The sequence below is a fragment of the Acinetobacter sp. SFD genome, from assembly GCF_001647575.1.
In the GTDB taxonomy this organism is placed as follows: Bacteria; Pseudomonadota; Gammaproteobacteria; order Pseudomonadales; family Moraxellaceae; genus Acinetobacter; species Acinetobacter pecorum.
On the sequence record NZ_LSZJ01000012.1, the window covers coordinates 326239 to 351837 of the forward strand.

22 protein-coding genes and 3 pseudogenes are annotated in these 25599 nt (G+C 38.9%); 12 read left to right on the top strand and 13 right to left on the bottom strand.

The annotated features are described in order from the left end of the window. Window positions 1-8: 8 nt before the first annotated feature. Window positions 9-2285, top strand: coding sequence for an ATP-dependent Clp protease ATP-binding subunit ClpA (gene clpA, locus AY605_RS09210; RefSeq protein ID WP_064096102.1), 2277 nt, complete (start codon window positions 9-11; stop codon window positions 2283-2285). Between the two features lie 95 nt (window positions 2286-2380). Further along, complete coding sequence (locus AY605_RS09215; protein WP_064096103.1) at window positions 2381-2734, top strand: YnfA family protein; 354 nt, start codon at window positions 2381-2383, stop codon at window positions 2732-2734. Window positions 2735-2841: 107 nt separating this feature from the next. Here the strand turns inward: AY605_RS09215 and AY605_RS09220 are convergent, their stop codons facing one another. After that, a complete protein-coding gene (locus tag AY605_RS09220) occupies window positions 2842-3318 on the bottom strand; it encodes a hypothetical protein (protein ID WP_064096177.1) in 477 nt (158 codons plus the stop codon). A gap of 348 nt (window positions 3319-3666) precedes the next feature. Here AY605_RS09220 and AY605_RS09225 point away from each other — a divergent pair. Continuing rightward, a pseudogene (locus AY605_RS09225) lies at window positions 3667-4961 on the top strand (MFS transporter). Window positions 4962-5017: 56 nt separating this feature from the next. Here AY605_RS09225 and argF read toward each other — a convergent pair. Together argF and AY605_RS09235 are read right to left on the bottom strand one after the other, a co-directional pair. Then, window positions 5018-5938: an ornithine carbamoyltransferase gene (argF, locus tag AY605_RS09230; protein WP_064096104.1), complete on the bottom strand. Its 921-nt coding sequence runs from the start codon at window positions 5936-5938 to the stop codon at window positions 5018-5020. 113 nt (window positions 5939-6051) lie between these two features. Then, entirely contained in the window at window positions 6052-6699 is a 648-nt protein-coding gene (locus AY605_RS09235; RefSeq protein ID WP_064096105.1) for a TetR/AcrR family transcriptional regulator, read from the bottom strand. 230 nt (window positions 6700-6929) lie between these two features. On the opposite strand from AY605_RS09235, the gene prpB reads away from it, so the two are divergent. Then, window positions 6930-7814, top strand: a complete 885-nt coding sequence (prpB, locus tag AY605_RS09240) for a methylisocitrate lyase (RefSeq protein ID WP_064096106.1) — start codon at window positions 6930-6932, stop codon at window positions 7812-7814. A 4-nt stretch (window positions 7815-7818) separates the two neighbouring features. Next, a complete protein-coding gene (gene prpC, locus AY605_RS09245; protein WP_044110021.1) occupies window positions 7819-8958 on the top strand; it encodes a 2-methylcitrate synthase in 1140 nt (379 codons plus the stop codon). Between the two features lie 65 nt (window positions 8959-9023). On the opposite strand, the gene AY605_RS09250 is transcribed toward prpC, so the two are convergent. Together AY605_RS09250 and AY605_RS09255 are read right to left on the bottom strand one after the other, a co-directional pair. Beyond that, window positions 9024-9641 (bottom strand): aminotransferase, encoded by a 618-nt coding sequence (locus AY605_RS09250; RefSeq protein ID WP_081406360.1) that lies wholly within the window; start codon window positions 9639-9641, stop codon window positions 9024-9026. Window positions 9642-9743: 102 nt separating this feature from the next. Next, window positions 9744-10220 (bottom strand): CinA family protein, encoded by a 477-nt coding sequence (locus AY605_RS09255; RefSeq protein ID WP_064096108.1) that lies wholly within the window; start codon window positions 10218-10220, stop codon window positions 9744-9746. A 250-nt stretch (window positions 10221-10470) separates the two neighbouring features. On the opposite strand from AY605_RS09255, the gene AY605_RS09265 reads away from it, so the two are divergent. Then, window positions 10471-10701, top strand: coding sequence for a hypothetical protein (locus AY605_RS09265; protein WP_064096110.1), 231 nt, complete (start codon window positions 10471-10473; stop codon window positions 10699-10701). Between the two features lie 603 nt (window positions 10702-11304). Further along, window positions 11305-11583, top strand: coding sequence for a hypothetical protein (locus AY605_RS09270; RefSeq protein WP_064096111.1), 279 nt, complete (start codon window positions 11305-11307; stop codon window positions 11581-11583). 107 nt (window positions 11584-11690) lie between these two features. Here the strand turns inward: AY605_RS09270 and AY605_RS09275 are convergent, their stop codons facing one another. Both AY605_RS09275 and AY605_RS15100 read right to left on the bottom strand, forming a co-directional pair. Next, the gene (locus AY605_RS09275; RefSeq protein ID WP_064096112.1) at window positions 11691-12035 is read right to left on the bottom strand and encodes a hypothetical protein; all 345 of its coding nucleotides are present in this window, start codon (window positions 12033-12035) and stop codon (window positions 11691-11693) included. A gap of 388 nt (window positions 12036-12423) precedes the next feature. Continuing rightward, window positions 12424-12726: a hypothetical protein gene (locus AY605_RS15100; protein ID WP_171254942.1), complete on the bottom strand. Its 303-nt coding sequence runs from the start codon at window positions 12724-12726 to the stop codon at window positions 12424-12426. A gap of 976 nt (window positions 12727-13702) precedes the next feature. Between AY605_RS15100 and AY605_RS15105 the strand changes: the two genes are divergently transcribed. After that, the gene (locus AY605_RS15105) at window positions 13703-13849 is read left to right on the top strand and encodes a hypothetical protein (RefSeq protein WP_171254943.1); all 147 of its coding nucleotides are present in this window, start codon (window positions 13703-13705) and stop codon (window positions 13847-13849) included. A 41-nt stretch (window positions 13850-13890) separates the two neighbouring features. Here the strand turns inward: AY605_RS15105 and AY605_RS09285 are convergent, their stop codons facing one another. From AY605_RS09285 to AY605_RS09305, 5 genes and pseudogenes are all read right to left on the bottom strand, one after another. Continuing rightward, window positions 13891-14526, bottom strand: a complete 636-nt coding sequence (locus AY605_RS09285; protein ID WP_064096114.1) for an SOS response-associated peptidase — start codon at window positions 14524-14526, stop codon at window positions 13891-13893. Window positions 14527-14893: 367 nt separating this feature from the next. Continuing rightward, window positions 14894-16123 carry an alpha/beta hydrolase family protein gene (locus tag AY605_RS09290; protein WP_416202339.1) on the bottom strand — a complete coding sequence of 410 codons (1230 nt, stop codon included), beginning with the start codon at window positions 16121-16123 and terminating at the stop codon, window positions 14894-14896. A gap of 182 nt (window positions 16124-16305) precedes the next feature. Next, a complete protein-coding gene (locus AY605_RS09295; RefSeq protein WP_064096116.1) occupies window positions 16306-17448 on the bottom strand; it encodes a catalase family protein in 1143 nt (380 codons plus the stop codon). A 204-nt stretch (window positions 17449-17652) separates the two neighbouring features. Beyond that, window positions 17653-17868 carry a hypothetical protein gene (locus AY605_RS09300; protein WP_064096117.1) on the bottom strand — a complete coding sequence of 72 codons (216 nt, stop codon included), beginning with the start codon at window positions 17866-17868 and terminating at the stop codon, window positions 17653-17655. 409 nt (window positions 17869-18277) lie between these two features. After that, window positions 18278-19482: pseudogene (locus tag AY605_RS09305) on the bottom strand (alpha/beta hydrolase family protein). Between the two features lie 1557 nt (window positions 19483-21039). Between AY605_RS09305 and AY605_RS09310 the strand changes: the two are divergent. From AY605_RS09310 to AY605_RS09325, 4 genes and pseudogenes are all read left to right on the top strand, one after another. Next, window positions 21040-21324, top strand: coding sequence for a hypothetical protein (locus tag AY605_RS09310; protein WP_064096118.1), 285 nt, complete (start codon window positions 21040-21042; stop codon window positions 21322-21324). Window positions 21325-21598: 274 nt separating this feature from the next. Further along, window positions 21599-21901 (top strand): I78 family peptidase inhibitor, encoded by a 303-nt coding sequence (locus tag AY605_RS09315; RefSeq protein WP_064096119.1) that lies wholly within the window; start codon window positions 21599-21601, stop codon window positions 21899-21901. A 334-nt stretch (window positions 21902-22235) separates the two neighbouring features. Continuing rightward, window positions 22236-22424 (top strand): annotated as a pseudogene (locus AY605_RS09320) (I78 family peptidase inhibitor); the annotation flags it as partial. Window positions 22425-22884: 460 nt separating this feature from the next. Then, on the top strand, window positions 22885-24051 hold the full coding sequence (locus tag AY605_RS09325; protein ID WP_064096121.1) for an MFS transporter: 1167 nt from the start codon (window positions 22885-22887) through the stop codon (window positions 24049-24051). Window positions 24052-24067: 16 nt separating this feature from the next. Here the strand turns inward: AY605_RS09325 and AY605_RS09330 are convergent, their stop codons facing one another. Further along, a complete protein-coding gene (locus AY605_RS09330) occupies window positions 24068-25558 on the bottom strand; it encodes an amidase (RefSeq protein WP_064096122.1) in 1491 nt (496 codons plus the stop codon). Window positions 25559-25599: the final 41 nt, after the last annotated feature.

The following is a 25599-nucleotide window of genomic DNA, read 5'->3' on the forward strand; positions in this document are numbered from 1 at the left end:
GGGGTTACATGCTCAGTCGTCAATTAGAAGTATCACTACGTTTGGCTGTCAGCATGGCTCGTCAAAAGAGACATGAGTTCCTGACCGTAGAACATTTATTGTTGGCCTTGCTCGACAATGATTCCGCCGTAAATGCCCTGAAAGCATGTGGCGCGGATATTATCGTGCTGCGTAAGGAATTAGAAGAGTACGTAGAACAACATACCCCTAAACTTGGTGAAAATAGTGACCAGGCACCACACCCGACAGAAAGCTTTGACCGGATCTTGCAACGCGCGATTTTTCACGTGCAGTCAAGCGGCGGTGATCGTACTGTAGAAGGTGCCGATATTCTGGTAGCCATGTATTCTGAGCGTGATTCATTTGCGGTCTATCTGCTGAAACGCCATCAGATTAACCGATTGACGCTGACCCAGTACTTGTCTCATGGTACGCGTAAAGAAGATGTGCAATCTGAAGAAGAGATTGAGGACCTAGATGGCGAATCCACATCTTCAGCGAGTTCAGGTCCACTTGAGCTTTATACGACTAACCTGAATGTGGAAGCACAAAAAGGCAAGACTGATCCACTGATTGGTCGTGAAAAAGAAATTGAGCGTGCCGCGCAAATCCTTTGCCGCCGTCGTAAAAATAACCCGCTGCTTGTCGGTGATCCGGGAGTTGGTAAAACCTCGATTGCTGAAGGTCTGGCCTGGTTGATTGTTAATGGTAAAGCGCCAAAACCACTGGAAAATGCTGAAATATTTAGCTTGGATATTGGTGCTTTGGTAGCAGGAACCAAATACCGTGGCGACTTTGAAAAACGCTTGAAACAGCTTTTAAATGCGCTGAAAAAGAAACCAGAAGCAGTGCTGTTTATTGATGAAATTCACATGATTATTGGTGCAGGTTCGAGTATGGGCAGTACCATGGACGCATCGAATCTGATCAAGCCGGCGCTGGCAAATGGTTCTTTACGTTGCATTGGCTCAACCACTTTCCAGGAATACCGCCAGGTCTTTGAGAAAGATCATGCTTTATCACGCCGTTTCCAGAAAATTGATGTGAATGAACCCTCTATTTCAGAAACCATTGATATCCTACGTGGTCTGAAATCGAAATTTGAAGATTTCCATCATGTGGAGTATGACGATCAAGCTCTGGTATCTGCAGTAGAGCTATCTGCAAAATTTATCAATGACCGCTTCCTGCCAGATAAAGCAATTGATGTGATTGATGAAGCCGGTGCTCAGCGCCGTCTGAAAGCGGAGCAAGATGATAGTTTAATTACGGTAGAAAATATCGAAGACATCGTGTCGAAAATTGCGCGTATTCCACCAAAAACGGTCTCTAAAGATGACAAGAGCGTGCTGGAAAATCTTGAGCGAGATCTGAAACGTGTGGTGTTTGGACAGGATGAAGCCATTGAGGCCTTGGCATCTGCAATTAAGTTGTCACGTGCCGGTTTGAAGTCTCCAGATAAGCCTGTAGGTAGTTTTGTCTTTGCGGGTCCTACAGGTGTTGGTAAAACCGAAGTGACCAAGCAGCTCGCGAAACAGATGGGTGTGGAACTGGTTCGTTTTGATATGTCGGAATACATGGAACGCCATGCAGTGTCCCGTCTGATCGGTGCACCTCCGGGCTATGTCGGTTTTGATCAAGGTGGCTTGCTCACCGATGCGATTCACAAAAATCCGCACTGTGTATTACTTCTTGATGAAATCGAAAAAGCACATCCAGATGTATTTAACCTGTTATTGCAGATCATGGACCATGGTTCATTGACCGATAATAACGGGCGTAAATCTGACTTCCGCAACGTGGTCTTGGTACTGACCACCAATATTGGTGCTGAGAGTATTTCTCGTGCCAGCATCGGTTTCATGGAACAAGACAATAGTAACGATAATCAGGAAGCGATGAAGAAAGCCTTCTCGCCGGAATTCCGTAACCGTCTTGATGGCGTGATCCAGTTCAAGGCATTACCAAGCAGCATTATTGAAAATGTTGTAGATAAATTCCTGACAGAACTCCAGGCACAACTGGATGATAAAAAAGTCATGCTCGAAGTGGATCAGAGCGCACGTGAATGGATGGCTGAACATGGCTATGACCGTTTAATGGGTGCACGTCCAATGCAGCGTCTGATTCAGGAACACCTGAAAAAACCGCTGGCTGAAATGATCCTGTTCGGCGAACTGGCTGAAAATGGCGGTAATGTTGCGGTGTCTGTTAAGAAAGAAAATGGTAAGGCGGTCGGCTTAAAACTTGAAGTTTTTGAAGACCAGACAGCTGAACCAGCCTAATTGATGGAAAAGATTAAACCCGTGCTTGCACGGGTTTTTTCATGCATTCATATTTTAAAGCATTACATTCTTTCATCTAGTTCAAAAGATAAATTATGGATATTCAAATTACCAAGTTATTCACGACATTTTTCCTGTTTTTCGTCACTGCATTGATGGAAATTTTAGGCTGTTATTTTCCTTATCTAATTTTAAATCAGGGAAAAAGCCATTGGTTATGGATTCCGACAGCTCTGGCTTTAGCGATCTTTGTCTGGCTATTAACCTTACATCCGGCTGCTTCAGGAAGGATCTATGCAGCTTATGGTGGTATCTATATTTTTTCTGCCCTGATATGGTTGCGCTTCATTGATCAAGTGACGCTGTCACGTTGGGATCTACTGGGCGGTATGGTGGTCATACTGGGCGCATTAATTATTATTTTGCAACCACAAGGCTTAGTACGTTAATCGGGGTACAACTCGATAAAAAAGTTCATCAAAAAAGGCAGCCAAAACTACCTTTTTGTTTTCTAAATTCTGTAATCGAATCACCCGAGATTTCTTATGTATTTAGACTATTTCAATTTGCAATCTTTCTGGGAAATAGCAGTCTTATAAGTTTGCGTTTGCGAGGTTAATGTAAGTTCAATCTTGTAAGGGTTTTCAATCTGATAACGATGTTCAAAGAAAATTTCACAATTATTGAGCAGATTATTACGAATTACTTTCATCACCTCTTTGCGCCCTAGGTCTTTTTCAAACTGGCTGAAGTCGGGTGTGGTAATCATTCCTTTTAGCGTGGTTTTATTAGCACTTAGCTGCAATTGTTCAATCACTGTATTCTGGTCAATTTGCAAAGGCAAGGTTCTGGAATCTTCTGCGCTCAGTACTGTCAGCAATTCATTCAGTTCAGCTTTTTTCTTAATTTTAAAGCTACTGTCGAGAATCCCTTTTTTATGAAGATATTGATCAAATTCGGAAGCATTTACATTTGTTGTGAGTAGACCGAGACCAAGTCCTAAAACGCTGAGTAGCTTAATATTATATTTCATATGAATCACAGAAATTACGTTAACTTTATGAGAAAAATAGAAACATGACATGAATAGAAACAACACACAACTTTAATTTCATAGCGAATACTTAAGCGCTAAGTTTTAGTAACAATATTTGCCTATGAGTATTAGAATTTTCATATTTCAGCTTCAAAAAACTCATCAAAAATTACACTTATTATTTTGTCTGAACATTCAGCAAAGCTTATATTCATAGCAAATTATCTACAACAAAAAGTAATAACTCTGGCTTGGGTTAATTTCTGAAGAAACAGTGAGTAGAAAGATGCACGCCTAATACCTATAAATTTTCAATCTGAATAATTAAAATAAGGATGTCGTATTTTGAACCAAACTTATACTAGACAAGAAAAAATTAGTCGAATTAAAGGTGTTGTTGGAGCAGCTTCTGGTAACCTGGTCGAATGGTTTGATTTCTACATTTATGCTGTATTTGCAGTGTACTTTACCCATGCACTAACCGCTCCTGGAATGGAAAGTTCTGCTCAGGCGATTTACGTTTGGGGAGTGTTTGCAGCCAGCTTTTTCATGCGTCCCATTGGTAGTTGGCTATTTGGGCGTATTGCGGATAAATATGGCCGCAAGAAATCGATGGTTATTTCAATCTGTTTGATGGCATTGAGCTCTTTCCTGTTTGCAGCTTTACCTACCTATGAACAAGTTGGAATGATAGCTCCTTTTCTGTTGCTACTGGTACGTCTGCTACAAGGCTTGTCTGTAGGGGGGGAATATGGTGCAGTCGCAACCTATATGAGTGAACTCGGCCTCAAGGGTCAACGTGGATTCTTTTCTTCTTTTCAATATGTGACCTTAACAGGTGGTCAACTCTTGGCAAGTTTGTTGGGCGTCATTTTCTTGAATATTATGACGGAACAGCAGTTACAAGATGGAGGATGGTGAATTCCTTTTGTTATAGGTGGCGTTGCTGCACTTGCTTCTTTACTGGCACGTAGCCGGCTTGAAGAAACTTTATCGCATGAAGATAGTGAAAAGCAGGAATCCGGCACACTTAAAGAGCTATTTAAAAATTACTGGAAAACCTTTTTGCTGGTCGTTGGTTTGACTTCAGCAGGTTCTTTGAGTTTCTATGTGATCACGGTTTACTCAAAAACTTATCTGACCAATATTGGGATTGATGCCAAAACCGTAGGACTGATTATGACGGCGTCTATCTTTATTCTCATGATAGCACAACCCTTTTTTGGCATGCTATCCGACCGTATTGGACGGAGAAATTCAATGCTACTGTTTAGCAGTCTGATGGCTATTGCGATTTATCCCGTCATGGTGCTAGGTATATGCGTGCCTTCAGCAGCTCTCCCTTGATTGTAGCGTTTCTGCTGATCTTTCTAATGATGATACTTAGTTTCTATACCTCTATTAGCGGTATTGTAAAAGCAGAATTGTTTCCGCCTCATGTGCGTGCGCTTGGGGTAGGCTTTTCCTATGCTGTTGGGAACGCGGTCTTTGGTGGCTCCGCACCCTCTGTTGCACTACAGTTTAAGGCAGCAGGAATAGAAAACAGTTTCTTTGTCTATGTGATCGTGATTCTGATTATATGTTTCTTCTGCAGCTGGCAACTTCCTAAAGAAGCTCAATATCTAAAAGATGATCTTTAGGAAGTGGAAAATCAAAAAAGCACCTCAGGAGGTGCTTTTTCATAGTTTATAAATTATCAGTCTTTTTTCAGGTTTTCATTGAGCAGAAACTCAACCAGCGCTTTTTGTGCATGCAGACGATTTTCAGCTTCATCCCAAACCACAGCATTTTTATGGTCAAGCAGATTTTCTGAAATTTCTTCACCACGATGCGCTGGCAGACAGTGCATGAACAGACAGTCTGGATGCGCAAGATCCATCAAGCGTTCATTGACTTGGTAGTCTGCAAATGCTTTTTCACGGATTTTCTGTTCTTCTTCCTGACCCATGCTGGCCCAAACGTCAGTCACGATCAGATCGGCATTCACGGCTGCATCTTCAGCAGTATCTACCAGCTCGACACAATGCGCGAATTCAGACAGGAACTGTTGCTGCGGTTCATAACCTTTCGGTGCAGCCACTTTCAGCTTAAAGCCCCACATGTGTGCTGCTTCAATATAAGAATTACACATGTTATTGCCGTCACCAATCCAGGCAACAGTTTTACCTTGGATTGAACCCCGATGTTCCAGGTAAGTCTGCATGTCGGCAAGCAGCTGGCAAGGATGGTGATCATCAGTTAGTGCATTGATTACTGGAACCTTAGAATAGGATGCAAAACGTTCAACGATATCATGCCCAAAAGTACGGATCATCACGATATCCAGCATACTTGAAATCACGCGTGCAGAATCTTCAATCGGTTCACCACGGCCTAACTGGGTATCGCGTGAAGAAAGGAAAATTGCGCTACCGCCAAACTGGCTCATGCCAGCTTCAAACGAAACACGCGTACGGGTACTGGATTTTTCAAAAATCATGCCCATCACTTTACCAACAAAAGGTTGGAACACTTCATTGTTATGCTGTTTGCGCTTAAGCTCAATTGCGCGCTGCAAAATCTGGTTAAGTTCTAAAGTTGATAAATCGCGTAAGGTGAGAAAGTGACGGAGAGCCATTCGTTACTCCACAATAATTGCCGAAAAACTCGATCAACAATCAGTTGTTGGTTAGTTTAAGAAAAAATACGGAATCGGCTAATATACTATAAGCAATCAAAAATGCAAAAAAACTAGACTTTTTGATGACCGTCTAAAAAGCGATCTACACAATAACTGATGTATTTGTCGATTTCCTGATCATCTTCCTGTACCGGAATTCCCATCAGGATACGCCATTCCAGATTGCGTAAAATACCAAAATACAGCTGTGCTGAATATTGAGGATTTTCGCAATGCAATAAACCTTGTACATCTGCCTGTTCTAAAGCCGTTGCAATGGTACTTTGTACATGCACCGGGCCATGCTCATGAATATGCTGGGCGAGCTCAGGATTACGCTGACTCTGTTCCAGGACCAGACGCATAAAAGCAGAATTCTCTGGTTGCATGATCTGATGATAAAAATTGAGCAAGGTGTGTACCAAATAACTACGAAAATCCAGTGCCATCAGTTCGATTGGAATACTGATATCCTCAAAAAACTTGATACGGCGGTAATCACAGATGGCTTTAAACAAACCTTCTTTATTACCAAAGTATTTATAAATAGATGCTTTGGAACCACCGGCATGCTGCACGATATCATCCAGAGAGACAGCATCATAACCCCGTTCCAGAAACAGCTCGGTTGCACTGTTTAGTAAAGCAATACAACGCTCATGACCGCGTTTGGTTTGCGGCAGGTCTTTGGCGAGCGGTTCTAGGGAGAGGTCTTGCATAGGAGATATATATCAACATGTCAATAAGGATTGAACTGCCATCATAACAAAAATATGCGCATATTTCATAATCGCACCAGAGAGGTGCAGTATTTAAAAAATTAGTGAGAACAAAACTTGAAAATTTGACTAAAGTTTTAGAGTATTTGTTCTATCGGGTTATGGAATGAGCAAACCAAATGGGTATACTCGAATTTCAATAATTATAGCCAAGACTGTGGAAAAGGAAGATGACAGAACAAATCTTTGCAGGTTCAAGATTTAGACAAGCACTTGAAGTCGAGAAACCATTGCAAATTATGGGCACGGTAAATGCCTATGCTGCCATGATGGCCAAACAGGTCGGTTATAAAGCCATTTATTTATCAGGTGCCGGAGTCGCAAATTATTCTTATGGTTTGCCTGATCTGGGTATGACCAGCCTGGATAATGTTCTTGAAGATGTACGCCGCATTACCGAGCGTGTCGATACCCCTTTATTGGTCGATATTGATACCGGATGGGGCGGTGCATTAAATATTGCCCGCACGATCAAGCAGATGATTGCAGCAGGAGCCGCTGCAGTTCATATTGAAGACCAGGTTGCACAGAAACGTTGTGGTCACCGTCCAAATAAAGAAATCGTATCGCAACAGGAAATGGTCGATCGTATCAAAGCGGCTGTAGATGCGAAAACCGATTCAAACTTTGTGGTAATGGCGCGTACCGATGCGCTGCAAAAAGAAGGCCTGCAAGCCGTGATTGATCGTGCTTGTGCCTGTGTTGAAGCCGGTGCTGATGCAATATTTGCCGAAGCAATGACCGATATTACCATGTACCGTACAGTATGTGATGCAGTCGGTGTGCCCGTCCTGGCGAATATTACCGAATTTGGTGATACACCGTATTACACAGTTGATGAACTGGCGGAGCAGGGTATTGGCATGGTGCTGTATCCATTGTCAGCGACGCGTGCAATGCAAAAAGCCGCACTTGAGGTGATGCGGTCGGTACGTGAACACGGCACTCAGGTGAATGTGCTGGATCTCATGCAACCACGCAAAGAACTCTACGAATTTTTAGATTATCACAGCTTCGAAGACACATTAGATAAACTGTTTAAACAGGAGAATTAAAAAAATGGCTGAAGGAAAAGTACTCACCGGCGCAGGATTGCGCGGACAAGTGGCAGGTAAAACCTCACTCTCAACAGTAGGGAAAAGTGGCGCAGGCCTGACCTATCGCGGCTATGACGTGCAGGATCTGGCTGAACATTGCCAGTTTGAAGAAGTCGCTTATCTCATTTTCTTTGGAGAATTGCCTACAGCAGAGCAATTGGCCGCCTATAAAGCCAAACTGAAATCCTTGCGTACTTTACCTCAGGCATTAAAAGAAGTGCTTGAGCGTATTCCTGCCGATTCACACCCAATGGATGTGATGCGTACTGGTGTTTCCATGCTGGGAAATCTTGAAACTGAGCAGTCTTTTGAGCAGCAACAGGATATCGCAGACCGCATTTTGGCAACTTTACCGGCAATCATTTGTTACTGGTATCGTTATAGCCATGACGGTGTGCGTATTGAAGAAAATACCGATGATGATTCGATTGGTGCACAGTTCCTGCATCTTCTGCATGGCGAGAAGCCAAACGAATTACATGAACAGGTGATGAATGTTTCCTTGATTCTGTATGCAGAGCATGAATTTAACGCTTCAACTTTTACCGCTCGTGTGTGTGCATCAACGCTGTCCGATATGCATTCCTGTATTACCGGTGCAATCGGTTCCTTGCGTGGCCCTCTACATGGCGGTGCCAACGAAGCTGCGATGGACATGATCGAAAACTGGAAGTCGCCTGAAGAAGCTGAACGTGAAATGCTGGGCATGCTGGAACGTAAAGAAAAAATCATGGGCTTCGGTCATGCGATCTATAAGGACAATGATCCGCGTAATGGCATTATTAAAGTCTGGTCTGAGCGTTTGGCCAAAGATGTCGGTGACACGGTACTGTATCCAGTCTCAGTGCGCTGTGAAGAAGTCATGTGGCGTGAGAAGAAATTATTCTGTAATGCGGATTTCTTCCATGCTTCGGCTTATCATTTCATGGGCATTCCAACCAAGCTGTTTACCCCGATCTTTGTTATGTCACGTGTGACAGGCTGGGCAGCGCATGTGATGGAACAACGTGCAGACAACCGTATTATCCGTCCAAGCGCAGACTATACCGGTCCAGAGTTGCGTAAAGTAGTGCCAATCGCTGAGCGTTCTACAGCGGCTTAATCTCTTAAGCTCTTAGAAAAAATAAGGTCTCCTCTGAGACCTTATTTTTTATTGAATTTGTATTATTAGTTTAAGAGTACGGGATCTTCAAGGCTATAACCTGTTTCAAAAGGAATACCTAGATACTTGACTGTCACCAGAGTTTTATTCTGTCTCGGAACTTTATAGGCTTGGCTAATTTTCAAGCCTTGCTGATAACTGACTGCTTGCTGAACCGGGCTTTTTTGTGCGCCAGATTTCACTTGATATTGATAGGTCCATTTTGGCACTTTTTCATTCGGATCATGCCAGGCAGGCGCGCTACCTTTCGTTGTCTTTAACACCTTAAGCTGTGGCTTTGATTTTTGAATCGGACTCAATGGGACTAAACGTTTTTTGATTTTGGCAATGTCCTGATCAAACTTGCGACTGTCTTGATCATAATCGATGCGCTTGGTTTTAGGATTGATATATAAGGAATTGACCTGAATCAGCTGATTCGGTGTTTTAGATTTAAAATTATAATAATACAGTTGAGGCAAGCGTCCACGACCATCAAGGTAATGACGAAGGATATAAAGTTTTTGTTCTTTGACTTCATAGCCTAAAACTTCAATATTTTGTGGGCCGCCTACTGTAGCGAAAGCCAGACCGGGCAAGCTAAGAGGGAGCAGAAGCAGTGCGGTTTTAATATTCATGGTCATTCCACTCTCAAAAAAATAGATTGGCAACTAATCATGCCAATCTATCCTAAAATACGGTAGAAATAATGAAGCTTATTCAGGCTACACAGTAACTTTGAAAGCTTAGCGGTTATTCAGCAGATTGATCATGTCATGTGCAACCGCTGCCGACAGTTTGTTGAGGCGTTCAAGTGGTGAGCCTTTGAGATAATACTGAAACTGATGGATTTGCGTGCCATCATTAATGGCCACAAAAAATGTTCCTTCCGGTTTCTCTGGTGTCGCGCTACCACCTGGTTTAAGCAATCCGGTACAGGCGATAATCCAGTCAGCATTACGAAACATTTTTTTACCTGCTTCCGCCAGCGCAACAGTTACCGGCATAGATTCGGCAGTATGACTATTAATCAAGGTTTTAGAGATACCCAATACTGAAGTCTTGACACTTACATCGTAACAGATCAAACCACCAAGCAGAATTTCGGCACCTTCACCTTTACAGATGGAGAACTGGCTGCTGAGATATCCAGAACTTGCGCTTTCGATAAAGGCAATTTTTATATTTTTCTCTTCGAGTAAGCTGCAACAGGTCTTTATCATAGTCTCTCTATTTCTTTGTGGGAGTGATTGTCGATCAATCTAGACAGATTTTTCCAGCCATTAACTTCAAGTATATTTATATTTTTATGAAAATTAAAACTATTTTCAGAGATAAGTGTAATTTCATGTTGTTTGGACTTTAAAGTCTGAGTGGTTAAAGCTTGCGCTATTTTCATAAATAGAGGTTTCTTCTCAGGCGGAACAGTGGTAAAAATAAAAATAAAGTGCTTAGTAAAAGTAGGGCGTTGGAATGCAAACCACAGTAAAATATGTTGTCTTGAAAAGTCTTGACTATCAATTGGGAACACCGTTATTTCAGGAAGAAATCGATGCTGATGGTCAATATTTTGATCAGATTCCAGGCACGCTTTCTTATCAGAACTTACAGTTTAAAGTGATAAGCAAGGAGCTTAAACGTTTACATCTAGCTGAAGAGCAGGAAGATACTCAGACTATTATTGTTAAAGTGGTCAATATCTAATAAAAAATGAGTCTAATAAGTCTCCTTACAGGAGACTTATTATATAGAAGTGATCTAATAAAGATAATTTAAAACAATGAGTTTACCTAAATTAATAGTAAAAAAGAGAAAAAATTATTCAAGTCAAAATCAAGATAAAATCTAAAAACAAAAATTATTATTGAGGAGATTATTTTAATTATCGTATTAAGATGTGTTTAAAATATTTTAAAAAATGGATTATGAATATTTAATTCAATTTTCAAAAAATATTGCAAAAGATAAATTTGTTTATATATTTATAAATATCAAAAATATACGTTGTGGTAAATTGTATTTAATAATATTTTTTAATTTTTTCTATATATAAAACAGAGCTTAAGTTATTCCTTTTATTGGATAATAATTTTGATTTTTATATCGTTCCTTATGTTTCTTTTGCATTATATTAGGTAATTTATGTTGCTCATTAATCTCCACTTCAATTACTTAGCTTACTATTTTTTACATTGAATTAAACTGTAACAGGTCAAAGGTTGGATAAATCAAAAAAATGAGTAAAGTGGTTATTAAGTCGAAACCCTATCGGCTTTTAATTTAAAGCAAATAGTAAGGAATACCACCATGGCTAATAACCAACAGCAAGACCAACAGAACCAACAACAGCAACAGCAAAATCAACAACGCAATCAAGATCAACAGCGTCAGCAAAATAACCAGCAAAATCCAAATCAGCAACAACACAACCAGCAGCAACAACAGCCGCAGGGTCAGAGTAATCAGCAACAACAGCAGCAACCGCAGCGTAATCAGCAACAAAACCAGCAAGGCCAACAGCAACAACAGCCACAGCAAAAAAGTAACCAGCAACAACAAAATTCACAAAATCAACAAGATGAGTGAAAAATAAAGCGTTAATTCTTTTCAGAATATACGCTATTTATAAGAAACCGCCTGAATAAGGCGGTTTTTTATGCATTTACTTTTTCTTATAAAATTGAATATATCAACTAGGAACACTGAATATTAGCTTTCAGCTTGTAGAAATTCAGCGCATTGTCTAGATCTCGGAGTAGATCCTTTTCTGTATATTCCTCAGGGGCAAGTTGTAGTAGTGCTGGCATGTAATTATTTTTATATTCTTCAGGATACTGGTTACAAAGGATACTGATTCTTTCTTCCATACGAATTGTTGAAGAATCTAGTTTATCCAGATAAACACTGAGCTGGTTATCTGACTGTTCAAACTGTGCTCTGATATTTGAATCAGGTTTGGCTGAGCTCTCTGCTTGTTGTTTTTGGCAACCACATATTGCCACGCTCATCAAGACAGTAATCAGTATGCGTTTTTTCATAGTGCTAAATGTTGATATGCCTTATATGAAAAATTATAGAGATAAATAGCGAAAAAGAAAGCAGCCATCTGCAAATTTTATAAGTTGTTGAGAAACTATATATAGTTAGTAGCAAGTATTTTAAAAATGAGAATCTTCTCCCAAAATTTGAACCAAGCTTTTTAATATTTATTTGAATTGATCATCTTTAATATTTGGATGTTTATTGGTCAAATTTGAGGGGTGAAAATATTTTTGCCTAAAATACAGACATTTATTTAACAGAAATAGTGAATATTTCACATTTGGAAACATTGAATCTATATATCCTACACAGATTGGGTGGTTGGCTAGTGATATCTTGGCGTCATTCTAAAAAACTTAATTTAAATAATTAAAAATCAGCATATTACAAAGCCTGTTCAATTGAGGAGAGTTGAACAGGCTTTTTCTTTTTCGCAACAATCTTCTTTTTTGATACTGATTGTAGTTTTCGCCCTTGTTGTTCACATAAGTTTTCATTCACAACATAAAGCATGAAAATTCTCTCAAGAGAAATACATGAATAGATGTTATTTATATATCTCTTTTCACGAAAAGACAGGACAAAGCTATGATGAGATGTATATGCGCATTTGGCATGGGCGTGATGGTCGGCTGTTGTTTTAAATCTTGCAAAGAAAAAATGTGTCAGATGATGAGCAACGAGCATTGTAAAAGTGATCATTGTAAAAAGGACCAGATGACTAAAGCTGAAGAACCTATACGGACTTAGCTCTGAAGGCTTTAATTTACCTAAATACGGAGCAGAGTAGCGAAGTCGTTCCAGCTTATTCAGCTGATCCAAATCATGATGTATTGGATCATTTTATATTTGAAGCAATAAAGCTCGATTCAGAATCGAGATTTATATAAAAGGAGAAAAACATGATGCAATTTATATTTTGTTTATTTGGTCTTCATGGTGCAACTGAAATCGATTACACCTGTGATGATGATGAAATAAAAGAGTGTCGTGATTGCTTGAAAAATATTGAATAATATTCCAACAATAAACGTAAAGCCTTCCCAGTTCAATCACCAGGTGGCGAGGGCTTTACTGATGAAATTTTCCTTATAATAGAGATAAGGTTGGAAGATTTTCGTATTTGGTCTCGGTGAAAACAAGATTTGGTTGATTACGATACTTATGTATCCGGCAAGATAAATTTATATTCGTCATGTTTTTTCTTCTATGAATATGATAAAGGCCATGGGAAAGAAGTATTGTAAATGTGATGCTTAAAACAGTCTTTTGATTGCTGGTCATTATTGCACCACATTTTCTGTCTTTCTGGTGGAACAACAAAGTCAGTCAAGCAGACTTATCTGAGGTGGTGACGTAATCGCATTTCAGACATATTGAATGACACACGTTAGCAAAATATTCAAAAAACAGGGGGCGTCTGAATCCTTTAATTACACCGCCAAGACTCTCTATTAACCAATAAGTAAGTTTATATTCTCATACGGTATTATCCTCCAATCAGCTATCGAGACTTATTAACTTATGTGTGACAGGTGCTGTGAGAAGTGAGTACATGCTGAAGAGATTAAATTTCTATAATGTAAATGTGAAACATAAATAACATTGATGTTTATTGTCAGATGTCATATTTATTTTGAGTAAACAGATCGAGGAGATATATATGACAAATAAGCCAGAGCAAGAGCAGGAATCAAATCCACAAAAAGAATCAAATGACGATAAAGGGAATCAGGAATCTTATAAGCATGTCAAGCCGGAGAAAAAACCCAATGCCGAGCCAGAAAATCCATTGAGAGAGCAGAAATAAGTATTTTATATGAATAAAGCCCTAACTTGGTTTAGGGCTTTTCAGTTGGTCCACAAACCTTGCTCTTTAGGCCTTGCTATAAATTCATCTTTCATTTCAAAGAAAAAATTATGAGCTTGTTCATGGTCGCAGTTGAGCCAGTCGTGTCGTAATTCTTCAGGAATCACAATAATCGAACGTTTTTCATCATTCGGCTTGTGAAACTGTTTCATAAATGGGTGCTGATCCGAATTTATGGTAAGCATCGAAAAGGATCTGATTTTCTCACCTTCAATCAATGCATCCTCATAAATTGCTGCAACCGTGAAAGGATGACCATCTTCACGTGAAATACCAAACCAGTGTGGTTTATCGTCTATATATTTAGGCTCAAAGAATGTATCGACTGGGACTAAAGTAAACTGGTTATTTTTCCAGGCATGTCGAAAACTTGGTTTGGATGCCACTGTTTCACTCCGGGCATTGTAGGTATGTCTGCCATATTTCAACTCTTTTGCCCAAGATGGAACTAGTCCGAAACGTGCAATATCCAGCTCAAACTTGTCCGCACCACGCATAATGATTGGGGCGGGTGCTAATGGATAAACATGTATTTTTATTCCGAGTTCCAGTTGTTCTTCATGAATATCTAGTAAGGAAAGACGTTTTTTTGAAGGGAATTCATAGTTCGAGCACATAAAGAACCTCTTTCATTCTCATTGTTGTTTGCTAAAGAATTAAGGAATCAAAATGGGGAACTCAAAAATCAAAATTATGTGTTTCAGCAAAAGCTCTAATACTTGCTTTAGCTGCACGTTTGCGAAGGAATAAAATTTGGATTAATTAAAGTTAGTTGGCCTGTAGCAGGCCCGGATTAATCTCAAATAAATGAAATATTACGTTTCGATATTCGTTACTGCTTAACTGCGATAAGCGTGTTAAGGGCATACTCAGGTCATAAGAGCTAAATTTTTAATGCTATGCAGTCTAGTAACAGACTGCATATTTCATTGATTTCATAGAGTTACCATGATAATAAATATCTAATCGACAAAAATATGAACATTAATTTGTCTCACAAGTACTCATAAATTTTCCTTGTTCAACTGAGTTGATAAAGTCTTCGACCATAAATTGACTTTGTCTTAAAGAGCCATGATGATCTGCACCTTCAACAGTTTTAAATGCAATCGGCTTTTGCTTGGTACACATCAGCTGATAATAGGCATGAGTACCTTGATAATCTACAATCTGGTCTTTATTACCCTGAATTATCATTACAGGGACGGTAGGTATCATATTTTCGATGGATTGTTTTTTCGAGTATTCTATTAAGGGATTAAGATCTGCATCGGGTTTGAAAACTGTTTGAGGTGCTTCTTTGACATCGGCTTGTAATTCCGATAAGCCATGATTACGCGCATAATTAACAATCTGGGCCATTTCAGGACTCAATAAATTCATAATATTGAGGCTAGGATCCGCGGCTTCAGCACCTAAAAGAACGATAGGAAGAAATGCAACCACACTTTTTTCGATTTGAGGATGCGAGGCTGCGTATTGGGCAATTCCCTCATATTGATATCCTCCTGGGGCAACGACCAGTGCTCCACGTAACTTTAACTCAGGTGCATCTTTTTGCCCATGTGCAGCTACCATTAGGGCAGCAGCACCTCCCTGACTGTGTCCCATGACATACCATTTCCTGTTAAAATGATAAGGCTTTAAAAAATGAAGTGCTCTTACAGAGTCAACCACAGTATGCAGTTGGCTCTGTGCATTCATGTAGGGGTGTTTGCCGGGTGTACCTAAGCCCTGATAATCGGTGGCAACTACTGCATAGCCTTGGGCAAGCCAGGCATCAAGTGGTTTGGAAGCCAGCTCTTGATAGGCATGTACGGGTCCACCGACATAATCACCAGAGGGGGCACAGGTATCTGCCACTCCGGTGGTGCCATGTGCCCAGGCTAAAACGGGCCAGCCACCTCTGGGTGGTTTGCCTTGTGGCAATAAAACAAATCCGGAGACAACAATGGGTTCTGAATGTATACCACGGCTGCGATAGGTGATTAAAAATCGTTGGGCGGCATGAGGAAATAAATCAGTACTTTGTTCCTCGATAGCGAGTAAAGTTCCGGGTGTCTTCGCGGCAATATCACAATTCTGATGATTGCATTTCTGGGAATTCTGATTCTTGCATTTCCGGGAAATAGCAGGAGAGGCGAGCAAATAAGCAGAGCCTAAGCCTGCACAGCCTACTATAATTTTCAGGAGAGAACTTTTTGTTTTCATCACAGATACCACTTCAATTTTTATAATTTCATTTTTAATGTAGCAGTCTTAGCCATGTTTTTAAATTAACTATTAGCAAACTTTGTAAACTAAAATTATTAAGCTAAATTTAATAAATGGTGCAATAATCGCTCTAATTTTAGTTTAAGTTATAATTTAGTTAATAATTCATATATATTTAGTTCTCAGTGTGGTTCTAATCTTTTAGTAGCATTCATCTCATGTCTAAGCTGACTGATACGCTCATAAATCACCTTTCGCATCCGGTTTATTCCTCCCAGAGGTTTGTGTTCTGGTACTGTATGCCATGGCGTAAAGGAGAGGTTTTCACAAAATTTGTTTTGTTCAGGCGTATCAAAAACCTGTTGAGGAATATGAATAGTCGCTAGCTTGTAAAAAGGTGCCTGGCTTTCTGGCCATTCGGTCATGGAATCTTCGACCGACATGCTGTTTGATGTTCGGGGTTGTACTAAAAACTCCATACATGCCTCACTTTTTTGCAAATGGTTCCGCAGATTTTCTCTTAGAAAATTATTGTGGGGATTATAGGGTATAGGATTTGTTCCTTTTGAACATGCTTGGGCTGAATACTTTACAGCTTGACGACCACTGTCTGTTCCTAATTGATAGGGCACCATGGACCAATATCGGGTTTGCAGAGGATTAGATATTTTATTTCTCGTATTTAAGGCAATCCAGGTTCCTTTAGCCCCTAATGCAAAAGGGGTATGCAATTTTTTGAGAAAGCTTTCACTATTTATATCCTGCATAAATGCCATATAACGAGCTGGATCATTCACAAAAAAAACCGGATGATTAATCATGATAAAATCTTGAGTAGACATTTCATCATGATTTAAAAGTTTTTCTCCCGGTACTGCCAAAAGCTTTATTGCCATGCCACGGGCATCTTTTTTAATATCTGCTTGTTTAGCATTACTAGATCCATTAGAAAAACGAATCCAGGCTGGATAAGTTTTTCCGGGAAGGAAAACACCTTGTGCCAACTCTTTGGGAAGTGCTTCATCTATCTTGAACTCTGCGCGTACACAACCGTGAGCCTTAGGGTGTGCATCACGTAGCGCGATACCGGTGGAATACTCTTTCCGAATAGATTTCTCAATAATGTCTGCGATCTTTTTAGCTGTAATTTCTTCATCAGGATAAAGGCTTTCATTTAAACCACGATCTATATTGGGATAAGCGATACCTTTGGGAGATTCAGGGGGTATAGGCGAGGTATTAGCATATATAGTGTTAAAGATACTGATGGTCATCAGCGGGAGGTAAAGTAGGCCCAAGCCTACAGCTCTTATAAAGTCAGGCATTGAGTATCTCCTTGATATACCGCTAAAGTTAGTTTTAACTTATGATCTGAAATTCTTTGAAGGCCCTTTAGACCTATAATAATGATCATGCTTGTGTAATTATCAATCTTTTAAATTTTAAGCCCATCCAGATTCATTTCTAAAAATATATCCATTCTTTATCATCTGCTCTATATAAAAGTAGGTTTTTATTTTTAATTCAACTTAATAATAAAAATAGGGATCCTGACTGTTTTTTGCCACTTTATTGCAGTTCTTGCACTTGATGCTTTCAATAGAGTAGCGCCCATGAGTTTGCTTGCCTTCTGCAGCAGCAATAATAGAAAATTGCTGAGTATCATTAAAGCTATAGTCATCCTGTGCTTCACAAATAGAACACTTGATAATTTTTCTATCGCAGTAGATGTATGCTTCGTTCATTATGTATCTCCTGATTCTTAGTTTTATATTTTCACTGTTTATCATCATCCAATATTATGTAGTATTCACCTAGAACTATATGCTGAATAGTTTGTTTTTATTAAACTTTTTGTGTACACATTGATAGATTGTTGAGATGAAAATACAATTAAGGTGATGTATGCTTGTGATATAAATATATGAAATTTACAGATTATTTGCTTTTTGGAAAGCACTTATAATCCGGTGTAGGCACAGTGGATTTTACTCTTTAGCAGTTATCTCCTGAGTATCGCTTCTGAGTTATAGAAGTGTAAAAAAATTATTCCTGTATTGCTGTGCATGGCATTAAATACATGTACAGCCCCTCACTTGCAATCAAGGGGCTGACAATTCTTTAAAGGCTAATTTTTAAAGTTTTACTTGATTATTATTTATTACAGGTACTCATAAATTTCCCTTGTTCAACCGAGCTGATAAAATTTCCTACCATGGATGCACTCTGTCTTAAGGAACCATGGTGATCGGCACCTTTAACGGGTTGGAATGCGATAGGTTTTTGCAATTTGCAGATCTGCTGATAGTAAGCATAAGTACCACGAGGATCTACAATCTGATCTTTATCACCTTGAACAATTATTACGGGAACAGTAGGTATCATATTTTCAATCGACTGTTTTGCGGAATAGTTAAGTAATGGAGTAAGATTTGCATTTGATTTGAATACTGTTTTGGGAGCTTCTTTTACTGTAGCTTGCAATTCTGATAAGCAACGATCCCGCGCATTAGTCGTAATCTGTCCCATTTCTGGACTGAGTAGATTCATGACGTTCAGGCTTGGATCTGCCGCATCCGCACCCAGAAGAACAATAGGAAGAAATGCAATCACACTTTTTGGAATTTGCGAATGAGTTGAAACGTATTTGGCAATCCCTTGATATTGATAACCACCTGGTGCAACAGCCATTGCTCCGAGCAGCTTGAGTTCAGGAGCATCTTTTTGCCCGTGAGCAGCTACCATCAGGGTGGCAGCACCTCCTTGACTATGTCCCATGACAAACCAGTTTTACTGAACTGGTAAGGCTTTAATAGATGGATTGCCCTGACAGAATCCACGACAGTATGTAACTGGCTCTGTGCATTCATATAAGGATGTCTTCCTGGTGTACCTAAACCCTGATAGTCCGTTGCAACCACTGCGAAACCACGAGCGAGCCAGGCATCAAGCGGTTGGGCGGCGATTTGCTGATAGGCATGCACAGGCCCTCCTACATAATCTTCAGAGGGTGCACAAGTGTCAGCCACACCAGTTGTACCATGAGCCCAAGCAACAACAGGCCATCCACCTTTTGGGGGATTACCTTTAGGGAGCAGGATGAATCCGGAAGTTACGATAGACTCTGAATGTATGCCACGACTACGATAATTAATTAAAAATCATTTTGAAGCATGAGGAAATAAATCGGTGCTTTGTTCCTGAATGGATAACAAAGTACCTGGTGTTTTTGATACCACATCTGTTAAAGGACTTTTATCTTTTTGGGATTGTGTAGGAGAAGCTGCAACATGGCTAGCAAAGCCTAGACATATACAACTAATCATAACTTTAAGAGGAATAGGATTTTGAATTTTCATTGCCGATACCACTTTAATTTTTATAATTTCATTTTTAATGTAACAGTCTTAGCCATGTTTCTAAATTAATTATGAGTAAACTTTGTAAACTAAAATTATTAAGCTAATCTCAATAATTGATGCCCTGAGTACTATGGTTTTAAGTAGGTGATATTAGAAAAAATCACAGGAATAACTGCACTCAGTCTTCGTGGTTAAGAGACGTACCATCTGACATCTCCATAAATTTAAAACCCAGATTTTTCCTGATATTTATAAGGTGAGCTTTATATTAAGTGGGCGGTCTATGACTCACTTTAATTGTGAACTGATGTCTCATGAAAATATTGAAAATTGTCTATTTTTTAAAAGGCATATGAAATATTTCACAGCGAATCATCGTGATGACCACGATCCTTGCTTATTAATTGCAACGACAATTCCAAAGTTTATTGATTTACTATCAAAACAACCTGATAAATTTTATGCTTTAAATTTTAGACATCTATAAATACTATTTATTACCAATAAAAGAAGCTATAAGTAAATTAATTGGTATGAAGATGAACCGTGATCAGAGTCAATAATAACTTTTTTATATTGGTCTTATAACATTTTTTAGTATGAGTAACATAAAAAGTACACCGGCTGATGGATTATTTTATTGTTTAGAAAATGCTACAAAGTAATAAAATAACCTAAAAAAACACTTTGAAACATTTTATTCATATTTTCTACATTTTATTTAATGATTTTCAATGGTACATTTTATATGCGCTCTGAAGAAGACGCATGTAATACGAAGAAAATGACTACAGTAATGGCCCGCTTGTTCGCAAGAATAAGCGGGCTTTTCAACTGAAAAATAAATTTATTTTAGTCTTGAATATAATTTAAACATATATATAATACAAAAATAGATTCTATGGCTGTAGTTTCTTTAGTTTTTCAACCTCCTTTTTCATAAAGGAGGTTTTTTTTGCTTTTTTATTTAAGATTTTATATATATTAATAATTTGTATTATTTTAAGTGTATGTATTATATAAAAATAATAATAGTAAGGTTAGACTTTTGTGTATTCTATCTGCGCTTTATAAAGGTTAAATTGATATATTTTTAGTAGAAATGAAAAAACTAATTAAAATGAATAAAGAACCATATATCAGTCTAAATCTATATTAGAAAATGTAATTTTTAAAGATTTACATAGGATCTTAACGCTTAAATTTTAATTCTTTTCACTATTTCTTTTTTTTCAAAAATAAATAGGTTAATATTTGAAAAATAGGGAGTTTTATGTTTTTTTGGAGAAGCAGGCTAATAATTATTCGATTATAAAATTATGTCATTAAAATAAAATACTTTAATAATAATTTGTATGGAAAATAAAAATAAAATTATGGCGCAAATCCACCTACTTAATTTATAAGAATTAAGTGGGATTTTTTAATACGAACAAAATGTGAATTTAAGTTTCGTAAAGTAAAGGTTTAAGTACGTTTTCTAACTATTTTAAAATCTAAAACTGTTTTATCTTTTAATGCTTATTAATTCGACCAGAAGATATAGGCATTCACATGACACAGGAAACACTGGTTTTAGTATATGATGAAGCTCTGAAGGTGCATGGTTCAGCTACGCATGACATAAACGGTAAGTTGAAGTTTCTTGCAGAATACTTATCATTGTATGCAAAATTAAGGAATGAAGCAGCTCTTATTGAAATTAAGACTTTGACCGTACGATTCAAATACAGATCTAGGTCTAGAACCTATTGGGTATTCGATATGCCTGAAATATCTAATAAAAAGCTATATATTGAATATCTTTTTGATTTAATGGGCGAATTTAAAAGGCTGTAATAATCATTATAAATTACTAGCAATTGAATATTTAACATCTTTAAAAGACAGAATTTTATAAAACTCATAGATAGGTCATATAGCATTAGGGTCTCTCTATTTTAAACCTCCTTTATTAGAAGGTATTTTTTGCCTGTTAAAAAATCAAGGTTTTAATTTCTGTTTTTAAATCCCTATTTCATAAATGTGTATTAAGATTGTTGATAAAGCTAGGCTCATATAAACCGTCTGTCTTAAGTATGATCCTACTTTTATTTGTTAAAAATATAAGTTTATGAAATTTATTTATAATTTATCATTTATTCTTGCAGCAGTGGCCTTGAATGCTTGTGTCGGAACTCCAGATAAAGAAGTCGTTTACAAGCCTGAAATGATGAAAAAATACGTAGCTGACAGTGCAGCTAAATTAGCACGTAAGACATTAGCAAGTGAAGCTGATATCAAATCAAAAACAAATGCTGAGGTTGTTAGACTGTTTGCACCGGGTCAAGCTATCACTAAGGATTATCATCCAGGACGAGTTACTGTAATTGTTGATCCACAAACTCAAAAAATTGTTAAGGCATTTTGTGATTAAAAACTAAAAAGCAATAGTCTACAGAATCCTCTTCGGGAGGTTATGTCCATTATAACTGTTAAAAAAATACGAAATTCGCCAAATCATCAAGCTGAAAGCACGATACTTTTTTTATTAAGCTTTCTGTTTAAATAGAATGTATAGAGATTGTTGTTAAGCCTGTAGTCGAGGCTATCATATTCTGTATGATTACTTTTTTATCCTGAAAAGACAAAATTTTATGAAAATTATCCAGAATTTATCTTTAATGTTAGTTGCTGTCGCATTGACAGCATGTGCAAATAATCCTGAACAGATGCCTCCTCACCAAGGAAATACTATGAGCAGCTGTATATCTGATGAAGCAGCAAAACTTGTTGGGCAAACTGGTTTATCTGAAGCGACAATTAAGGCAAAGACTAAAGCTGAAATTGTACGTATGGTGGCGCCTGGCCAGCCGGTAACTTTAGATTACCGTTCAAATAGAATTACAGTAGTTACTGATCCACAAACTAAAATTATCGTTCAAGCATCTTGTGGCTAATAACTCAAGACTGATTAACAAAAAGCCATCTTCGGATGGTTTTTTTATGGTGGCAATTTATGGACGCTCATTAATCTAAAACCCTAACCCATAAGCCTCTATCCAAGAAGAAATCTCGCCATCAATCACAACCATTGCTAACCTAACTTATTCAGATGTGAAAAAGCGGCAATTTGAATTCATGCCAAATAAGATCAAGTGCATATTCAAAATAAATTTCCATATTTAAATATCGTAGATCACTGATTAAAATGACGAGATCTATGAATCCCAAATTATTTTTAAAAAGAATTATATAAAATTCCAAGAGTGATAAAATTATAAGAATTAGCAATTTAGAAAGGAATCTACAAAAATAAAATTTGTAGATTGTAGAAATGCAAAATAAGGTCAATTCAGTGCAGTTAAGAACCACTTTTAGTAAGTTGCAAGTTTTGAAAATACAAGGATATAGATATCTATGCCAGCTCTAGCAATTCAGCATAGACTCAGTGGATTCTACTTTTTTTACTATGCAATTGTCGGGGCGTTCCTGCCTTTTTGGAGTCTGTATCTTGAAGATCAGGGCTTCAATTATCAGGAAATCGGGATTTTATCCTCTATTGCTATTATTACCCGGTTCTTTGCGCCGTTGATTTGGGGCTGGATTGCAGACAAGTCGGGTAAGCGAATGCTGCTGGTGCGTATAGCCACCTGGATGGAAGCTTGTATCTGGCTCATGATTTTCATTATTCCGAATAGCTTTCAATCTGTAGCCTTGCTAATGCTGATTTTCAGTTTCTTTCAGAATGCTATTCTTGCTCAGTTTGAAGGCGTAACCTTGTTCTGGCTCGGAGAAAAAAGAGCAGAGCTCTATGGCAAAGTACGAAAATGGGGATCTGTCGGTTTTATAATCGGTGTATTCGGCTTAGGTACCGTCTTTGAAATTATCAGCATCAGTATGTTGCCAGTCTTGTTGCTCTGTATTTCATTTCTGGCCTTTCTCTGGTCATTTACTATTAAAGAACCAAGGACGGCACCCACTGCACAGAAACAGCTCGAACCTTTATGGCCGATATTCAAACGTCCTGTCGTGTATAGTTTTTTTCTGATCGAATTAATTCTGTTATTTTCGCATGCACCGTTCTATAGTTTTTACAGCAATTATCTAAGTCAGGCTGGATTTAGTACCAGCCAGATTGGTTTGCTGTGGTCAGTCGGAGTTATTGCAGAAATTATCATGTTTGCCTATGCGACGTTCTTTTTGACACGCTGGTCATGGCGTCATCTGGTCACGCTATGCTTGTTAATGACTGGATTAAGATGGTTCATCGTTGGGGTATTTCCTGCTTCATTTACGGCACAGTTTTTTGCTCAAACGATTCACGCTTTCAGTTTTGGTTTATTTCATATGATCGCGATGCGGGTAATTTTCCAGAACTTCTCTGCAGGGCAGCAAGGACGTGGACAGGCACTTTATAGCACTATGTGGGGGATCGGGGTAGCAAGCGGTAGTATTCTGGCTGGTCATTATTGGGATCAAATAGGCGGAACATCTATCTTTATCGCTGCTGCGGCATCGACCTTGTCAGGTTTATTGCTGGTTTTCGGGTTGCCTAACAAAGTCGAACTGCAAAAACAGGCTTGAACATATTATCTTGACATTAAATACGGATTTTTGAGTATTGCTCAAACCACGGCTGTGCCTGCTCCAGTTGGGCCGCCAGTTGGAGCAGTAGATCTTCACGTGCAAACGGCGCAATAAACTGTGAACCGAGCGGCAGGTTCTGGTCATTCCAGTACAGCGGTACCGACATTGCCGGAAGGCCGGTAATATTGGCGAGCTGGGTAAAGGGCACCCATTTCAGATTTTCTTTAACAATTTTATCGACCAGTTTGCCTTGTGCCAGCAAATGGGCTTTACCCACATTCAATAAAGCTTTTAAAATTGGTTTTTGCCAAGCAGGTGTTTTGACCTCACCATTTTTCGGAGCCACTGTCGCCGTTGCAGGCGTCAAATACAGATCATAATCATCAAAGAAATGATTCATCTGGGTTACATACTGACCCCAGTTATTTAGGTTCTGAATATAATCCAGCGCGCTGGTCTTGGCTCCGAAGGCGGCCAGTGCCAAAGAGTCCAATTCAAAATCATTCGATCTAGACGGATAGCTTTTCTGGATTTCATCCAGCATGAAAGAAAACTGGCTAAACCATGTGGTAATAAAATCCTTGGCCAACTGCATCCCATCAATCGCTGGACGGTCTTCAATCACTTCATGACCCAGAGACTCTAGTAGTTTTGCTGTATGTTTAATAGCTTGAATTGCATCCTGAGAGACAGGTGTGCCAATCGTAGAATAAGTGCTAAACGCGATTTTCAGCTTCTTGGGTGGCTGCTGAATTACATCCAGATAATGATGTTGAGGACGTTGAATTTTAAACAGTGAACTATGATCTTCACCATGAGTAGCATCCAGCATTGCAGCACTGTCACGCACCGTTTTGGTTAATACATGCTGAATTGCGGCGCCATGCATGGCTTCACTCATTTGTGGTCCCCAAGGTGTACGGCCACGACTTGGTTTCAGGCCGAACAGGCCACAATAGGAGGCAGGGATGCGAATCGAGCCACCACCATCACCAGCACCCGCAATTGGCACAATTCCGGCTGCCACAGCAGAAGCCGAACCACCTGAAGAGCCGCCACTATTATGCTGTAAATTCCACGGATTTTTACAGATGCCCCAAGCATCTGGTTCAGTAATACCTTTAATGCCAAATTCAGGCGTATTGGTGCGTCCAAAGGTCACAATTCCGGCTTTTTCCCAGCGATTGACAATCTCGGCATTGGTCTCGGCGATATAACTGATCCGTTTTAAACCCTGACAGCCATAAGAAGTCGGATAGCCTGCATATTCCTGAAACAGGTCTTTGACCAGAAATGGTACACCGGCAAAAGGGCCAGACAGATTTTGCTGGCTACGTTTTAACGCGTGTTCATGCATCGGGATGATAATTGCATTCAGCTCGGGATTGGCAATTGAGCTACGTTCCAGGGCAGCAGATAAAAGTTCACTTGAATGTACCTGTTTATTGCGGACCAGTTCAGCGAGTCCTAAACCGTCATATTGCAGATATTCTTCTAATTTCATTGCCATTCCCTAGCGTCGATACTGTTTTAAGGTTGTAGAGG

What these genes read in the sequence shown, in the direction of transcription:
- clpA (WP_064096102.1), top strand. Translation starts at nt 9, where the DNA reads ATGCTCAGTCGTCAATTAGAAGTATCACTACGTTTGGCTGTCAGCATG.
- AY605_RS09270 (WP_064096111.1), top strand. Translation starts at nt 11,305, where the DNA reads ATGGCTAATAACCAACAGCAAGACCAACAGAACCAACAACAGCAACAG.
- AY605_RS09300 (WP_064096117.1), bottom strand. Translation starts at nt 17,868, where the DNA reads ATGAACGAAGCATACATCTACTGCGATAGAAAAATTATCAAGTGTTCT.
- AY605_RS09330 (WP_064096122.1), bottom strand. Translation starts at nt 25,558, where the DNA reads ATGAAATTAGAAGAATATCTGCAATATGACGGTTTAGGACTCGCTGAA.
- prpB (WP_064096106.1), top strand. Translation starts at nt 6,930, where the DNA reads ATGACAGAACAAATCTTTGCAGGTTCAAGATTTAGACAAGCACTTGAA.
- AY605_RS09235 (WP_064096105.1), bottom strand. Translation starts at nt 6,699, where the DNA reads ATGCAAGACCTCTCCCTAGAACCGCTCGCCAAAGACCTGCCGCAAACC.
- prpC (WP_044110021.1), top strand. Translation starts at nt 7,819, where the DNA reads ATGGCTGAAGGAAAAGTACTCACCGGCGCAGGATTGCGCGGACAAGTG.
- AY605_RS09255 (WP_064096108.1), bottom strand. Translation starts at nt 10,220, where the DNA reads ATGATAAAGACCTGTTGCAGCTTACTCGAAGAGAAAAATATAAAAATT.
- AY605_RS09220 (WP_064096177.1), bottom strand. Translation starts at nt 3,318, where the DNA reads ATGAAATATAATATTAAGCTACTCAGCGTTTTAGGACTTGGTCTCGGT.
- AY605_RS09250 (WP_081406360.1), bottom strand. Translation starts at nt 9,641, where the DNA reads ATGACCATGAATATTAAAACCGCACTGCTTCTGCTCCCTCTTAGCTTG.
- AY605_RS09215 (WP_064096103.1), top strand. Translation starts at nt 2,381, where the DNA reads ATGGATATTCAAATTACCAAGTTATTCACGACATTTTTCCTGTTTTTC.
- AY605_RS09265 (WP_064096110.1), top strand. Translation starts at nt 10,471, where the DNA reads ATGCAAACCACAGTAAAATATGTTGTCTTGAAAAGTCTTGACTATCAA.
- AY605_RS09285 (WP_064096114.1), bottom strand. Translation starts at nt 14,526, where the DNA reads ATGTGCTCGAACTATGAATTCCCTTCAAAAAAACGTCTTTCCTTACTA.
- AY605_RS15105 (WP_171254943.1), top strand. Translation starts at nt 13,703, where the DNA reads ATGACAAATAAGCCAGAGCAAGAGCAGGAATCAAATCCACAAAAAGAA.
- AY605_RS09275 (WP_064096112.1), bottom strand. Translation starts at nt 12,035, where the DNA reads ATGAAAAAACGCATACTGATTACTGTCTTGATGAGCGTGGCAATATGT.
- argF (WP_064096104.1), bottom strand. Translation starts at nt 5,938, where the DNA reads ATGGCTCTCCGTCACTTTCTCACCTTACGCGATTTATCAACTTTAGAA.
- AY605_RS15100 (WP_171254942.1), bottom strand. Translation starts at nt 12,726, where the DNA reads ATGCTCGTTGCTCATCATCTGACACATTTTTTCTTTGCAAGATTTAAA.
- AY605_RS09295 (WP_064096116.1), bottom strand. Translation starts at nt 17,448, where the DNA reads ATGCCTGACTTTATAAGAGCTGTAGGCTTGGGCCTACTTTACCTCCCG.
- AY605_RS09315 (WP_064096119.1), top strand. Translation starts at nt 21,599, where the DNA reads ATGAAATTTATTTATAATTTATCATTTATTCTTGCAGCAGTGGCCTTG.
- AY605_RS09325 (WP_064096121.1), top strand. Translation starts at nt 22,885, where the DNA reads ATGCCAGCTCTAGCAATTCAGCATAGACTCAGTGGATTCTACTTTTTT.
- AY605_RS09310 (WP_064096118.1), top strand. Translation starts at nt 21,040, where the DNA reads ATGACACAGGAAACACTGGTTTTAGTATATGATGAAGCTCTGAAGGTG.